The sequence below is a fragment of the Methylobacterium marchantiae genome (genome assembly GCF_042679825.1).
In the GTDB taxonomy this organism is placed as follows: domain Bacteria; phylum Pseudomonadota; class Alphaproteobacteria; order Rhizobiales; family Beijerinckiaceae; genus Methylobacterium; species Methylobacterium marchantiae.
This window is the reverse complement of record NZ_JBHTND010000001.1, coordinates 240,681-254,402: the sequence shown is the minus strand read 5'-3', so window position 1 is coordinate 254,402 and position 13,722 is coordinate 240,681. Positions and strand designations below refer to the sequence as shown.

13 protein-coding genes and 1 pseudogene are annotated in these 13,722 nt (G+C 66.6%); 6 read left to right on the top strand and 8 right to left on the bottom strand.

What is annotated here, in order from left to right:
- Nucleotides 1–69 precede the first annotated feature (69 nt).
- Nucleotides 70–1,269, bottom strand: coding sequence for a patatin-like phospholipase family protein (locus tag ACFQ4G_RS01245; protein WP_238206885.1), 1,200 nt, complete (start codon nucleotides 1,267–1,269; stop codon nucleotides 70–72).
- 418 nt (nucleotides 1,270–1,687) lie between these two features.
- Between ACFQ4G_RS01245 and ACFQ4G_RS01240 the strand changes: the two genes are divergently transcribed.
- On the top strand, nucleotides 1,688–2,809 hold the full coding sequence (locus tag ACFQ4G_RS01240; RefSeq protein WP_238206887.1) for a histidine kinase dimerization/phosphoacceptor domain -containing protein: 1,122 nt from the start codon (nucleotides 1,688–1,690) through the stop codon (nucleotides 2,807–2,809).
- A complete protein-coding gene (locus tag ACFQ4G_RS01235) occupies nucleotides 2,806–3,246 on the top strand; it encodes a response regulator (RefSeq protein ID WP_238206889.1) in 441 nt (146 codons plus the stop codon). Before ACFQ4G_RS01240 ends, ACFQ4G_RS01235 begins: the two co-directional genes overlap by 4 nt.
- 18 nt (nucleotides 3,247–3,264) lie before the next feature.
- Here ACFQ4G_RS01235 and ACFQ4G_RS01230 read toward each other — a convergent pair whose 3' ends face one another.
- Both ACFQ4G_RS01230 and ACFQ4G_RS01225 read right to left on the bottom strand, forming a co-directional pair.
- The gene (locus ACFQ4G_RS01230) at nucleotides 3,265–6,624 is read right to left on the bottom strand and encodes an EAL domain-containing protein (protein ID WP_238206891.1); all 3,360 of its coding nucleotides are present in this window, start codon (nucleotides 6,622–6,624) and stop codon (nucleotides 3,265–3,267) included.
- A 57-nt stretch (nucleotides 6,625–6,681) separates the two neighbouring features.
- Nucleotides 6,682–7,149, bottom strand: a pseudogene (locus ACFQ4G_RS01225) (GAF domain-containing protein); the annotation flags it as partial.
- Between the two features lie 312 nt (nucleotides 7,150–7,461).
- Here ACFQ4G_RS01225 and ACFQ4G_RS01220 point away from each other — a divergent pair.
- Both ACFQ4G_RS01220 and ACFQ4G_RS01215 read left to right on the top strand, forming a co-directional pair.
- On the top strand, nucleotides 7,462–8,190 hold the full coding sequence (locus ACFQ4G_RS01220; RefSeq protein WP_238206896.1) for a pyrimidine 5'-nucleotidase: 729 nt from the start codon (nucleotides 7,462–7,464) through the stop codon (nucleotides 8,188–8,190).
- Complete coding sequence (locus tag ACFQ4G_RS01215) at nucleotides 8,187–8,606, top strand: metallopeptidase family protein (protein WP_238206898.1); 420 nt, start codon at nucleotides 8,187–8,189, stop codon at nucleotides 8,604–8,606. The genes ACFQ4G_RS01220 and ACFQ4G_RS01215 overlap by 4 nt, the downstream gene beginning before the upstream one ends.
- A 28-nt stretch (nucleotides 8,607–8,634) precedes the next feature.
- Here the strand turns inward: ACFQ4G_RS01215 and ACFQ4G_RS01210 are convergent, their stop codons facing one another.
- From ACFQ4G_RS01210 to ACFQ4G_RS01190, 5 genes are all read right to left on the bottom strand, one after another.
- A complete protein-coding gene (locus ACFQ4G_RS01210; RefSeq protein ID WP_238207053.1) occupies nucleotides 8,635–9,906 on the bottom strand; it encodes a peptide ABC transporter permease in 1,272 nt (423 codons plus the stop codon).
- Between the two features lie 126 nt (nucleotides 9,907–10,032).
- The gene (locus tag ACFQ4G_RS01205) at nucleotides 10,033–10,551 is read right to left on the bottom strand and encodes a DUF2937 family protein (protein WP_238206900.1); all 519 of its coding nucleotides are present in this window, start codon (nucleotides 10,549–10,551) and stop codon (nucleotides 10,033–10,035) included.
- 60 nt (nucleotides 10,552–10,611) lie between these two features.
- Nucleotides 10,612–10,878, bottom strand: a complete 267-nt coding sequence (locus ACFQ4G_RS01200; RefSeq protein WP_238206903.1) for a hypothetical protein — start codon at nucleotides 10,876–10,878, stop codon at nucleotides 10,612–10,614.
- 9 nt (nucleotides 10,879–10,887) lie between these two features.
- The gene (locus tag ACFQ4G_RS01195) at nucleotides 10,888–11,895 is read right to left on the bottom strand and encodes a WD40 repeat domain-containing protein (RefSeq protein WP_238206905.1); all 1,008 of its coding nucleotides are present in this window, start codon (nucleotides 11,893–11,895) and stop codon (nucleotides 10,888–10,890) included.
- A 14-nt stretch (nucleotides 11,896–11,909) separates the two neighbouring features.
- The gene (locus ACFQ4G_RS01190; protein ID WP_238206908.1) at nucleotides 11,910–12,581 is read right to left on the bottom strand and encodes a YoaK family protein; all 672 of its coding nucleotides are present in this window, start codon (nucleotides 12,579–12,581) and stop codon (nucleotides 11,910–11,912) included.
- Between the two features lie 192 nt (nucleotides 12,582–12,773).
- On the opposite strand from ACFQ4G_RS01190, the gene ACFQ4G_RS01185 reads away from it, so the two are divergent.
- Nucleotides 12,774–13,202, top strand: a complete 429-nt coding sequence (locus tag ACFQ4G_RS01185; RefSeq protein WP_238206910.1) for a response regulator — start codon at nucleotides 12,774–12,776, stop codon at nucleotides 13,200–13,202.
- A gap of 42 nt (nucleotides 13,203–13,244) precedes the next feature.
- Entirely contained in the window at nucleotides 13,245–13,628 is a 384-nt protein-coding gene (locus tag ACFQ4G_RS01180) for a photosystem reaction center subunit H (protein WP_238206912.1), read from the top strand.
- Nucleotides 13,629–13,722: the final 94 nt, after the last annotated feature.

Below are 13,722 nucleotides of genomic sequence, written 5' to 3'. Positions count from 1 at the left end.
GCAGTGCAGCATCGAGCGCGAGAGCGAGCCGCGCAGGGCACCACCCCATCGGGGGATGGTGCCCGTCTCTCAGTTCCGCTCGACGCCCGCGGCGATCGCCTTCACGAGAGGCGCCGTGGGGACGTTCTTGCGCCAGAACGTGCCGGACCGTGCGGTCTCCTGGCCGCTCTCGTAGAGCTTGCGCATGTAGCCCGTATCGAACCCGCGCGCCGCGGTGGTGTTGGGCGCGGATTCATCGATGTAGGTCAGGTTGAAGCCCATGCCGTTTCCGCGTGTGAAGGCGTAGGTCGCGGCCAGCGTCGCGCGGCTGCGCGCCCGGCTCGCGGTGGTGAACGAGCGCTCGACGATGGAGAGCGTGTTGTTCTGTGCCAGGTCGAATTCCGGCTCGAGCCGCCCGTTGATGATGACGTAGATGTCGGCCTTGCCCGCCGCGCGCATGCGACTGTCCCGCAGCAGGAAGGATTGCGGAAGGGTGAAGACCGGCGTCACCACGGACCCGTCGACGTGCATTTCCTGGAAGGCCCTGCCCTCCGCCTGCACGTCGAGAAACTGGGGCGGGAACACGGCAGGAATGCTGGCGGAAGCCGTCAGCACATCCGTGAACAGCGAGACGGCGTTGGGGCCGCCATTGGCGGCGATGGCCCCCATGTTCCAGATCACGGCCCTCTGAGAATCGAGGTTCGTCGTCACCACGAGCAGGCGACGCCCCTTGGCATGCTGCTCGGCGATGGCCGCCAGCAGGTCCGGCGTCACGTAGCGGCGCACGAGATCGCGCAGGCGGCCATCCCCGAACAGGCCGGACCCGAACACGATGTTGGTCACGCTCGGCGACTGAACCAGGGTCGAGGCGATGCCGCTCGTGTAGATATCGGTGAGGTAGGAATCGTAAGCCGGTCCCAGGAAGGCGAAGGGAGCGATCAGGGCGCCGGTGCTCACTCCGGAGACGAGAGCGAATTCCGGTCGCTTCCCGGATTCCGTCCAGCCGTTGAGAATGCCGGCGCCGTAGGCTCCGTCACCGCCGCCGCCTGACAGGGCCAGATAGGCGAAGGTCTGCTTCGACCGTTCCGGCCTCGCCACCATCTCGGTGAAGGTACCTTCGGAGGCATCGGCATAGGCCCGCACGCTCAGGTCCATACCGACCGGCGTCGCCGCCGCCGCCTGATCTGCGGTGTAGGCGACGCGCGGAATCGATCCGCAGGCGGCCAGTTGTGCGGCCATCAGGAGGGCGGCAGCGCCCTTGACCCATCCGAACCGGCGAGATGTCGACATGGCGGCGTGATCCTGGCGTTCGACCTGCATCGCGACCGACGCACGGAGCGGTCAAGCTGATCGATAACGAGCTTGGCCATTCTACCGTTCCGGGCATTGCTGGGCAATTGCCGGTCGGTCGGGTTCCTGTCGTCGGCGCGGTCCGTGACCGGCGAGCAACGCCCACCCCACCGTGCTCCGGCGCATCCGCCCGCCTCGGCGAAGATCCGGTTCCGAAGGAGTGAGGCACATCGAAGCTTGTCGAACGGCGACAACTTCCTATGTCACGGAAAATCAATCGACATCGGCATTCAGACCCACCGATCGCCCGTCATGACGGGTAGATAGCGGCGCAATCCTGCGACGGCGGAGCGGCCTGCATGCCTTTTACCATACATGGTCCGGCTTCGAGACGTGCCGGGCGACGCAGGAAGGCAAGATGGAATCGGACGACGCCTGGCATCTCACCGACCGACTGGGTGCCGAGCACGGCAGGGGCGATCCGTTCGCCGCGGCCATCCGTGCGACGCGCATGGCTATGATCATCACCGATCCGCGGCAGGCCGATAACCCCATCGTCTTCGTCAACGACGCCTTCCTCAACATGACCGGCTATCACCGCGCCGAGATCATGAACCGGAACTGCCGCTTCCTTCAGGGTGAGGCGACGGATCCCAACGCCGTGCGCCAGATCCGCGAGGCGATCGCGGCCAAGCGCGACATCGCCATCGACATCCTCAACTACCGGAAGGACGGCAGCTCGTTCTGGAACGCCCTCTATGTCAGCCCGGTGATCAACGAGGAGGGCGAGAACCTGTACTACTTCGCCTCGCAGCTCGACGTGACCGACCGGATCGACGCGCATATGCGGACGCGCAACGAGAAGGAGCATTTCGAGCGAGAGGTGGAGAAGCGGACGAAGGAGCTGACCGAGGCACTGGCGGCGAAGACCATGCTGGTCCACGAGGTGGATCACCGGGTGAAGAACAATCTTCAGATGATCGCCTCCCTGCTCACCATGCAGACGCGAACCATCACCGATCCCGATGCCAAGGCATCGCTGCAATCCATGCTGACCCGCGTCGAGGCTCTCGGCACGGTGCACAAGCGCCTCTATCAATCCAACGACGTCGAGCGGTTCGACGTCGCCGCCTTCGCGCGGGAACTCACGATCGATCTGGTGCGCGGCTCCGGGCGAACTGGAATCGAGATGGAGTTCGATCTCGTCTCCGTCGAAGTCCCCGTCGAGCAGGCACCGCCGGTCGCCCTCGTCATGAACGAGCTGCTGACCAACGCGCTCAAGCACGCGTTCCCGCACGATGCCGGCGGGAGGCTGTCGGTCTCGGTGAAGCCGGACGGCGACGACATCCGGATCGCGATCATCGACGGCGGCATCGGCATGCCGCGGGAAGTCGTCGGCAACCGGACATTCGGCAAGCGCCTGATCGAAAGCCTTGCGCGGCAGCTGAATGCCAGTATCGCTTGGCACCCGGCCAATCCTGGGACCTGGATCGACATACGCCTGCCCCGTGACGGGCCGGGCAGCAGGGAGACACCGTGAGTGAGCCCCTCAGGATCGTCATCGTCGAGGACGAAGCACTGATCGTGATGCAGTTGGAGATCCTCATCGAAGAGGCAGGGCATCAGGTCGTGGGCACGGCTGCCTCGGCCGGTGACGCCATCGCCGTCGCCAGACGGACCCGACCCGACATCGTCTTCATCGATCTGCAGTTGCGGGGAGGTTCCTCGGGTCTCGACGTCGCCAAGGCTCTGGCCGAAGAGCCCGCGATGACGCTCGTGTTCCTGACCGCGAATGCCCGGCACTTCAGTGACGATTTCGCCGGCGCGGCGGCGGTGATCGCGAAGCCCTTCTCGGAAGCCATCATCGGGGACACGATGGTCTTCCTCGAGGAATGCATCCGGACACCGCCCCCGCTGTCGGCCCTGCCCCTCGGCCTGCGCTGCGCGCCGGGATACCTCGAACGGCTCGGCACCTGAGGCGAGGCTGGGCGAGGATCAGGCGGCCTTCTCGGCGCGCGACAGCCTGATGAAGAGGTCCGGAACGTCCCGCGCCGGAACGGGCCTGCTGAAGTAGAAGCCCTGGACTTCGTTGCAGCCCTCCGCCCGCACGAGATCGAGCTGAGCACTCGTCTCCACGCCTTCCGCCGTGATCGTGGTCCCGCGACGCTCACCGAGTCCGACGATGGACCGCACAATGGCGGCCGTGTCCGGATCGGCGATCTCGCGAATGAAGGAACGGTCGATCTTGATCTTGTCGAACGGGAACTGCCGCAAATAGCTCAGGGACGAATAACCGGTCCCGAAATCGTCGAGGGCGATCCGGACGCCGATATAGCGCAGGCGATGCAGGCAGCCGATCACCGCCTCGGTATCCTGGATCAGGACGCTCTCGGTGATCTCGAGTTCGAGCCGGTCGGCGGCGAGGCCCGATGCGGACAGGGCCATGATCACGTTCTGCTCCAGGCCCGGCTCGCGAAACTGCATCGCCGAGACGTTGACCGCGATCCGCGCGGGTTGAGGCCAGGACGCGGCCTCGCGGCAGGCCTCCCGCAGGGCCCATTTGCCGAGATCGACGATCAGCCCGGTTTCCTCGGCGATCTCGATGAAGGTCGAGGGCGGGATCATCCCGCGGGTCGGATGCGACCAGCGCATGAGCGCCTCGAAGCCGCTCACGGTATCGGTCGCGAGGTCGACCACGGGTTGGTAGTGCAAGGTCAGGTCGTGGCGCAGCACGGCTTCGCGCAGCTCGAATTCGAGCTGGATGCGGTCTTCGATCGCCGCATCCATGCTGGCTTCGTAGACGCGTACCGTGTTCCGGCCGGCGGCCTTCGCACGGTACAGGGCGAGGTCCGCATGTCTCAGCAGAGGATCGGCCTCCAGCCCGTCCACCGGAGCATGGGCGATGCCGATGCTGATCCCGATATTGGCCAGATGCCCGTTCAGCTTAATCGGCTGGGCGATGGCGTCGATCGCCCTCCGCGCAATCGCCACGGCCTCGTCGATCCGGTCGAGATTGCCGAGGATGATGCCGAACTCGTCGCCTCCGAGACGAGACACGATGTCATCCGGCCCCACGACGCCGCTGAGGCGCTCGGCGACGACCTGCAGGAGCGCATCGCCGGCCAGATGGCCGAGCGTGTCGTTGATCGCCTTGAACCGGTCGAGATCGAGGCAGAGCACCGCCGTCGCGTGCCTGCCGTTCCGCTCCGAGCCGAGCATCTGTTCGAGACGCCCATGGAAGACCGACCTGTTGGGCAGTCCGGTCAGGGCGTCGTGGCAGGCGAGATGGGCGATCCGCTGGTCCGCCTCCTTTCGTGCCGTGATGTCGATATAGGTTCCGACGAAGCGGATCGGGACGCCACCGGACCCGTGCGTGACGACCTTGCCGCGAGCGAGGAGCCAGATATAGCGGCCTTCCTTGGTGCGGACCCGGATCTCGGCCTCGAAGGCGGATATTCGCCCCTGGAGATGCTCGCGCAGGGCATGCCGGCCGACCGGCAGATCGTCCGGGTGGATCAGTGACTGGACTTTTCTGAAGTTGCGTCCGAACTCGCCTGGGGCATAGCCGAGCATGGTCTGAGCCCGGTCGGAGAACCAGGCTCGACCGGTTCGAAGGTCGGCATCCCACAAGCCGTCGCTTCCGCTGTCGAGGGCGAGCGCCAGGCGCTCCTCGCTCACGCGCAGACGCGCGTCGCTCGCCCTGAAGGCTTCCTCGGTCTCCTTGCGGGCGGTGATGTCGAGGTTCATGCCGACGAAGCGGCAGACTTCGCCTGTCTCAGGGTCGAGGACGGCACTGCCGAAGCCGTGAAACCAGCGGCATTCGCCGGTCCTCGGGTTGATGGTGCGAAATTCCACCCTGTGGTTCGTGCGCGTCTCGATGGCGCGAACGGCTTCGGCCCGAACTCTCACGATGTCTTCCGCGGGGACATTCCGTTCCCATTCATCGAGGGTCATGGAGGCGCCTGCGGCCGGGTTCTTCGCATCGTCGAGGGGCAAACCCTGCATCAGGGCGCTCTCCGCCGATTGCCAGACACGGCCGGTGGGGATCTCCCATTCCCACACCCCGGCTTCCGCCGCGTCCTGAGCGAGACGAAGGAGGACGCCGGTGCGTTCCAGCACCATCCTGGCAGTGATGATGTCGTCGATGTCGAGGGCGGTGGTGAGCCATCCGGGCTGCCCGTCGAGCAGGCGGAGCGGGCGCTTGCTGAGTTTGTGCCAGCGATACACGCCGTCGGTGCGGCGGATTCGGATTTCGAGGTCGAAATCCTCCCGCGCCTCGTAGCGTTCGCAGATCGTGCCGAGAAGGCGGGTGTGATCGTCAGGATGATAGGAAGCCAGCCGTTCGTCGAGCGAGACGAGGGAGTGGCCATAGTAATCGTCGTAATGTCGGTTGCGATAGACCGTGTTGTCCTGTTCGTCAGTGACCCAGACCATCTGGGGAAGAAAATCCGCCAGGAGACGGTAGGACGCCTCGCTCTCGCGCAAGGACCGTTCGGCCTCTTTTCGGGCTGTCACGTCCGCGAAGGTGTAGACGGTGCTGCCGTCGGCCAGCGGCACGCCGAAGATTTCGAGGATGGTTCCGTCGCGTTCGAGATGCTCGCCGTCGGCACCGGGTTCGCCTCGATCACGCCTGCGCCTGTCGAGCGTTTCCGGCAGCGCCCCGTCACGCTCGATGAGGTAGCGGCGGACCTCCTCGAAGAGAGCGCCGTCGTGGAGCATTCCTTGCGGCAGATCGAGGAGGAGGTTCAGGCGCTCGTTATGGACCCTTATCCGGTCTTGCGCATCGACCATGACGAGGCCTTCGTCGATGCTCTCCAGGGTGATGCGCAGCAGGTCCGTCGTCTCGCGCAGGTGCTGATCCGAGCGCGCCAGTTCGGTGACGTCGAGGCAGATGCCGGTGATGGCGCACACGGCTCCGGCGGAGTCGCGCTCGATGATTCCGCGCTCGGCGACCGTCCGGCATTCCCCGCCGGGACGGATGATGCGTGAGCGATGCTCGTAATCGTCCCGCGTGAAGGCACCCGATCCTGAAACGGCATCGTCGAGATGCCAGCGGACGCGATCCCGATCCTGGGGATGATAGAATGCCAGAAGCTCGTCGAGAGGGACCCGGGCGATATCTGCGGGCCGGCGGCCATAGATCCGTGTCATCCCGTCGGACCATTCGACGCGCCGCTCGACGACGTCGATACGCCAATGTCCGAAGCCCGCGATCTCCTCGGCCATACGCTGCGATTGCAGCGCTGCGGTGAGATGGGCCTCGCGACCTGCGAGGATGCGGGCCACACGCTGGCGCTCGCGCAATTCGGCCTCACGTTCCGCATTGGATTCGTAGAGGCGCAGATGCGCAGTCACGATGAGAGCGAGATCCTGGAGCTGGCCGACCTGCTCGTCCGTGAAATCGGGACGCGGGACGGTATCGATCAGGCACAGAGTCCCGATATTGTGTCCAGGGTGCAGGGCGAGCGGGACGCCGGCGTAGAAGCGGGCGCGGGGGCCTCCTTGCACCAGCGGATTACCGGAAAACCGGGGATCGGCGAGGAGGTCGCGGACCACCATCGGCTCGTCGGGCGAGCCCGCGATGGTGTATTTGCAGAAGGCGTCGTCTCGACTCGGTGGCGGCCCCTCGACCCCGAGCCTGGCTTTGAGCCGCAGGGATTCGGCATCGATGAGCGGAACGAGAACGATGGGAACCCCGAACAGGGCCGCCGCGGTGCGGCAAACCGCATCGAGATGGGGCTCCGGGTCATTGTCGATGAGGCTCAGGAAATCCCGTTTGGCGGAACATGCAGCTTCGGAGCCTTCAAGGATTTCGAGGCTCCGGGAGATGTCAGGGCTCTGTGAGATTTCAGGTCTTTGGTCCTGAGCCTGATCTTGCACGTCGCACCATCCAGGGAACCGAACCGAGGCTATCCGTCCTGACGAAGGTCGAGAATGACACAGCGTGCCGAAAGCCTTCGCGTAGGAATAGGACGGGGTCCGTTGCGATATTCCTACCGTCTCATGAAGACTGCCCGCTCATTCAACCTCGTCGCGCGGAATCTTCGCATGGCGGGTTCGCATTCCCAGCCTGGGCGACCACGTGGATGGAATGGCCGAGCTTCCTTTCACAGGGCGTAATTTCATCGTAACCGTAGGCGACTGTCTCCGGTCACCCGTCGTTCCTTTCGCCTCGAACCCCGTTCAACCGCCTTGTTTCTTCCCGGCGAAAGCCATCTTACCAGCGCGGGCTCCCGCGGTTTCTCGAGCGTCGACACCTGGGTGTTCGACCTCGACAATACGCTCTATCCGAGCGACGCTCGGGTCTGGCCGCAGGTCGACGAGCGCATCACCTTGTTCGTCATGCAGCTCTACGGGCTGGACGGCATCTCGGCGCGTGCGCTGCAGAAGCATTTCTACCATCGTTACGGCACCACGCTGAAAGCGCTGATGGTGGAAGAGAAGGTCGATCCCTACCATTTCCTCGACTTCGCCCACGACATCGACCACTCCTCGATCCGCCTCGATGCGGCGCTCGGCGATGCGATCGAGAAGCTGCCGGGCCGCAAGCTGATCCTCACCAACGGTTCCCGGCGCCATGCCGAGAACGTGGCTGCCAAGCTCGGCATCCTCGACCATTTCGAGGACGTGTTCGACATCGCCGCCGCAGACTTCGTCCCGAAGCCCGAACGCTCCACCTACGAGCGCTTTTTGGTTCGGCACGACGTCGATCCGGGTCGCTCGGCACTGTTCGAGGACATCGCCCGCAACCTCGTCGTGCCCCATGAAATCGGGATGGCGACGGTACTGGTCGTTCCCCGCACCATCGATCCGTTCCGTGAGGCGTTCGAACAGGAGGCGGTGCAGGAACCGCATATCGACCATATCACCAACGACCTCGCCGCCTTCCTCAGCGAGCGGGTCCTTCCGGTCGTCGGATGAGCGATTCCGTTCAGGATTGGTCGGACATCCGCGCGCCGTCCCTGGACGACGTGGAGATCCTGGCACGTGACGCGCTCGCCCGCCTGCCGGCGGCGTTCCTCGCCCTCTGCGACGGAGTGACGATCCATGTGGAGGATTTTCCCGACGACGCGACGCTGCGGGAGATGGAATGCGAGAGCGGGTTCGATCTCCTCGGCCTGTTTCGAGGCGTCGGCCTCGCGCAGAGCGGCGAGACGGTGACCGGGCAGATGCACAACCGGGTCTGGCTCTATCGCAGGCCGCTCCTCGACTATTGGGCCGAGTACGAGGAGACCCTCGGCCATCTCGTCACCCATGTCCTCGTCCACGAGATCGGGCATCATATGGGCCTGTCCGACGATGATATGGCCGCCATCGAGGCGTCGGCGGGCGACTGATTTCCGGTCGCAGGACCTGTCCAGGCGATCAATCGTCGTTCGCGGGTTTCGGGCTCGCGGCCCGCGGCCTGAGGAGGCTGGCCTTCGGACGCCGCGTGCGGAACTGGCCGCGCTCCACGGCGACGAAGACCAGCACCGTGATGGTGAGCGTCGTGATCCACCAGATCACCGTCAGGCCGACGCCGATACAGGCGATCGTGAAGGCGCTGGCGAAGGCGGCCATCGCTCCGGGAACGATCGCGCCGGGAGCGGTCGCGGTGGCGGAGCGCCCGCTATGTCGGATCGCCGCATGAAGGGCGAAGGCTGCCGCGAAGGCGCCGACGATCCCGAGTTCGTACCAAAGCTCGAACAGCATCGTCGTCGGAGCATTGTTGGGCAGCAGGTTCACGAAGCGGCCGCGCAGGGCGGTCTCGAATCCGTGCCCGGTCACGAGCCGGAACGGCTCCGTTGTGACGACCTTCTGCCACGCCTTGATCGTGAGGACGCCGGGGGCCGTCGGGCCGAAGGCGACGATGCCGATCGGCCGGGCGAGGAAGGGCAGGAACGGTGCTGTGACCAGCAGGCCGGCGCAGACCAACGCCACGGCGCGGACGGCGACGAGGGGGCGATATGTGGCGAACAGAAACACCACCGCACCGGCAGCCAATGCCAGGATCTGGGTCACATTCGGCGAGATCGAGAGGGCGATCGCCACCAGGATCGCGGTACCGAGCGCCTCCATATCGCGACCGCGGGAACGCAGCCACGCGATGGACGGCCAGACCAGCAGGGCGAGAAGCGTGAGCCCGCGATCGACCGAACTCTGGTCCTCGGGGACGTTGCGCAGGAGCGTATCGCCGAACAACCCGAACAGGATCGAGACGATGGACGCGGCGATGATTCCGAGCGGCAAGAGATAGAGGTTGGCCGAGCGCATCCGGTCTGGCAGCGCGAAATAGGCGGCCAGCGTCATCAGAATCGTGGCGACGAGGTTCAGCAGGCGCTCGGTCGCAGGGCCGAGAAACGGCGTCCAGACGAGGGAAAGCGCCGACCAGACGATCACCAGCCCGCCCGCGAGGAACACCGTCGACGTCACAAGACGCGTGGCGGCAGGCCTGAGCGGTCGTTGCTTCCCGTCGATCGCACTGGCGATGACGATGAGCGCGATCGCGATGGGGGCGAGGATGACGGTGGCACGGCGGGCCACCTGAGCCGCGACCGGAAGCACGACGAACAGGCCGAAGAAGCCGACACGGCGCAGAAGGGCCGCCGCGTCGAGAGCCGGGTCGATGGATGGTCGGGACGTGGAGGCGCGGGCCATGGTGCGATTGTAGCCGTGAAACGGCGCCACGAGACCGTCCGTGCGCTACCAATCGAGTCGTAGTGCAGCGCGCGGGTGTGGGCTGTAGATGTCGTGCAACACCTGTGCCTCCTCCGCCAGATGCGCTCAGACCGGTTTCGGCTGGCGTCGGCTCGGAGCCAGCCGCCGGCCGATATCGGTCAGGACCCGCCAGCCCGCCCAGGTCGCGAGGAAGCCGAGGATTCCGGCGATGATCCCGTCGGCGGTGGCCGGGACGGCCGGGACGTAATCCTGGTAGGTGGCGCGTGCGAGGGACATGTCTGGATCGCGCAGCAGCGCCGCAAAACGACCCATCGGTCCCCCCGCCTCGGCCAGAGCCCGCTTCTGCGCATCGAGATGCTTCAGGCGCTCGATATCGGCTCGTGCGGATTCTCCGCGCCGCGCCACCAGGGAATCGCCGTTGCTGCGGAGACGGTCAACCGCGCCCTCCCGGTTGGTGCCGCTTGCGGCGGCGTCCGCGTCGAGGGCGGCGAGGGAGCGGCGAAGCTCGTCGAGGGTGCCTCCCAGCCGCTGGGCGTATTGCTGGGCGAATTCGGGTCCCTGCGCCGCGACGATGCCGCCGAGGATGCCGAGGGCGAGGCCGAAGGTGCGGATCACACGGAGCACGATTCATTCCTCATGGCGTCGTGGGACAAAAGGGTGAGCCGCAGGGCGGTTCCCGAGCGATCAGAGCGCATCGGCCAGGGCCTCTCCCACCTCCGCCTCGGTCACCTCCAGCAACGGCCGGCTCACCTTCGCGGCCCGCGTCTTCCGGCCGGGCCGCATGACCAGGATGATCGTCTCGAGGCCGGGACAGGCGGGATCGGGGCACAGGATCTCGTTGACCTTCACCACGCAATCCGGCTCGACGAGGGCGCGGACCCACGTCTCGACCCGTCGCCGCGCGGTGTCGTCGGCCGGTTCGCGGCGGCGCCCCAACCCGAGAAAGACCATCGTCCGCCCTCAACCCGGCAGCGTCAGGATGCCGGCCATGCCGTCGGCGCAACCGAAGGCGAGGCGGCTGCCGCGTCCGTCCCAGGCCAGGGCCGAGATCGCGCCGCCCTTGGTGGCGGGGCGGACCAGGAGTTCCGAGGCGTCGACGAAGCGCACGAGCAGGATGCAGCCGTCCTCGTAGCCGATGGCGAGGACCAGCGCCTTGGGATGGAACGCGACGCGCGAGACCCGGGCCGGGCGGATTCCGCATTCGCGCGGCGTCTTGCCGGTGGGCCCCTCCTTCGAATCGAAGGGCCAGATGATGGCGGCCTCGGCGCCGCTGGTGGCGAGCCAGTTGCCGTCGCCCGACCAGCTCACCGAGCGGACCTTGGCCGGATAGCCCGACATCCGCATGTGGCCGCGGTCGGGCTGAAGGCGCCAGCCGTGGAGCGAGTTCTCCTGCATCGTCGTCACGACGAAGCGCCCGTCCGGCGACCACGTCACGTCGATATGCGAGCCCTTCCACTCCACGAAATCGGGCGCGGTCTCGAGATTCGGATACCAGAGGGTGGCGCCGTTGTAATGCGACACCGCGAGGCGGTAGCCCTTGGGGGCGAAGGCGAGGCCGCGCGCCGTCGAAGGGGCGGCGAAGATCTTCTCCCGGCCCTTGGCATCGCGGGCGACGACGTTGCGGCCGGCGGAATAGGCGAGGCCTCCATCGGGATGGAGCGCCAGGGCGTCGATCCAGGCGCCGCCCTTGGTGGCGGCGACCTCGGTCGGGTCTCCGTTCGCCGCGGTCGCCACGATGCGTCCGTCGTCGCCCCCCGTCACGATCCGTTTCCCGTCGCCCGACGCCACCAGGATGCCGGCGTCCGGGTGGGCCTCGACCCGCCGCGTCGTCTCCGGGCCGACGAGCAGGACCGCACCGTCGCCGAGGGCAAGGGCCAGGGTTTCCTTCAGCCAGACGGCACCGGAGACGTGGGCGCCGGCCTCCACCGGCACCACGTGGTCGAGGAGGGAGGGAGCGCTGGCGCTCATCGGCTAAGAACCTCTCAGGACGCAGCCGCGGCGTCCGGTGCCGATCTCAGCACCGTCAGAACCGTCGCGACCAGGGCGAGACAGCCGGCGATGCCGGCGGGAATGGCGAGGGCATACAACGCGAAGCGTCCGTAGGCGACCGTTCCGGCGAGCGAGCCGACCAGGAGCGACAGCCAGACCAGGCTGTCGCCGACCCAGCCGAAGCGGGGGCCTCGGCCAGCCAGGGCCGAGGCGAGCTTCTGGCCGGTGCTGAACAGGGCACCGGTGACGAAGGTGGTGCCGGCGCGAAACCCCTGGACATGGGCCAGCACCGCGTTCTGCGCGCCCATCGCCAGGGCGAGGAGCAGCGAGGCATGGCCGGGGCTCGGATCCTCCACCGCCGTGAGATAGGCGCCCGAGACGAGGATCGTCTCGAATCCGAGCAGCACGGGCGTGCTCCAGCGCGGCGGCGTCAGGGCCGAGAGGCCGCCGCCGCACAGGCTGCCTAGGAGGAAGGCGGCGATGAGCAGGCCCGGAAGGACCGCGACGAGGGGCGTGTCGTGCCCCAGCGCCACGGCGAACTGGGTCGTGTTGCCGCTCATGAACGAGGTGTAGAGGCCGCCGAGCCGGATGAATCCGAGGGCGTCCACGTAGCCGGCGAGCGCCGTGAGGACGAGGCCGAAGCCGAGATGCCAGGTCCGGCTCATGACGGCGCGCGCATGCGATCCGCCCCGTTTCGTCCCGGGACGACCGAGACCGGCCCAACAGGGTTAAGGCATTGCTTACCAAGTCCGCGCAATTCGAGTGAACGGGTCCGAACATCGGGGCCGTGGCACCCGTTGGTGTGACGATCCGGCGTCGGGGTTTTCATTCCGGCCCGGGTGAGTTGGAGTTGCGTCATGATCCCTGTCGCCTGCGCTGCCCTTGCGTTGCCGAACTTCGGCTCCCTCCGCCGAGCCGAAACCGTCCTCGTGGTGGAGGATGAAGCCATGGTGTGCGAACTGGCCGTCGAAGCCCTCGCCGACGAAGGCTACCGCGTCCTGAGCGCTGCGGATGCCGAGGAAGCCGAGGACATCCTGGCGCGAGAGCGCGTCGACCTGCTCTTCACCGATATCGATTTGGCCCGCAACACCAATGGCCTCACCCTGGCGCGCAGGGCGCGCCGCCTGCGCCCGAGCCTGCCGGTCATCTACACGTCCGGCGGGCGCGGAAGCCTGTCGCAGGCGGACGCTGTGACGGAGTCAATCTTCGTGCCAAAGCCCTATCGTCCGAGCCAACTCATCGCCCTCGCCAACGGCCTCCTGCGCCGTTTTCCCCACTACGCCTGAGCGCATCACCGCGCCTACCCGCCTCCCGGAGCCAAATCCCCCATGCGTACCCTGCTCGCCACCGCCCTCGTCCTCTTGGGCACGTCGCTCAGCGCCTACACGACGGGGAATGCCAAGGCCGCATGCGACGTGAAGGGGGCGAAGCTCGAAGAGGCCATCGCCGGCAAGTCCGAGCTTCGCGAGAGCGCCAACAAGCAGGCCGTGCGCGACCTGCGCACCCTGCGGGATGCCGCCATCATCCTCGAAACCTACAAGTACGAGCCCGAATGCGACCGCCTCGTCGCGATCATCAAGACGCTGGCCGCCAACCCGGAAAAGGCGATCGAGCAGAGCGGCGATACCGACGAGGAAAAGGCCGAGGACATGATGGAGGCTCGCCAGCCCAAGGCACCGGCCGCCGAGGCTCCGGCCACCAAGCCGAAGTGATCGCCTGCCCCGACCGGCGCGACGCTCACCGAGTGAATCACGGCACGAGTGGAACGCTTGTCGCCTGGAATCCCTGTCACCTGGAACGCTTGGC

Bases quoted from the DNA above. Each gene is read 5' to 3' on its own strand.
- ACFQ4G_RS01245 (WP_238206885.1), bottom strand. From the start codon at position 1,269: ATGTCGACATCTCGCCGGTTCGGATGGGTCAAGGGCGCTGCCGCCCTC.
- ACFQ4G_RS01240 (WP_238206887.1), top strand. From the start codon at position 1,688: ATGGAATCGGACGACGCCTGGCATCTCACCGACCGACTGGGTGCCGAG.
- ACFQ4G_RS01215 (WP_238206898.1), top strand. From the start codon at position 8,187: ATGAGCGATTCCGTTCAGGATTGGTCGGACATCCGCGCGCCGTCCCTG.
- ACFQ4G_RS01210 (WP_238207053.1), bottom strand. From the start codon at position 9,906: ATGGCCCGCGCCTCCACGTCCCGACCATCCATCGACCCGGCTCTCGAC.
- ACFQ4G_RS01200 (WP_238206903.1), bottom strand. From the start codon at position 10,878: ATGGTCTTTCTCGGGTTGGGGCGCCGCCGCGAACCGGCCGACGACACC.
- ACFQ4G_RS01195 (WP_238206905.1), bottom strand. From the start codon at position 11,895: ATGAGCGCCAGCGCTCCCTCCCTCCTCGACCACGTGGTGCCGGTGGAG.
- ACFQ4G_RS01190 (WP_238206908.1), bottom strand. From the start codon at position 12,581: ATGAGCCGGACCTGGCATCTCGGCTTCGGCCTCGTCCTCACGGCGCTC.
- ACFQ4G_RS01185 (WP_238206910.1), top strand. From the start codon at position 12,774: ATGATCCCTGTCGCCTGCGCTGCCCTTGCGTTGCCGAACTTCGGCTCC.
- ACFQ4G_RS01180 (WP_238206912.1), top strand. From the start codon at position 13,245: ATGCGTACCCTGCTCGCCACCGCCCTCGTCCTCTTGGGCACGTCGCTC.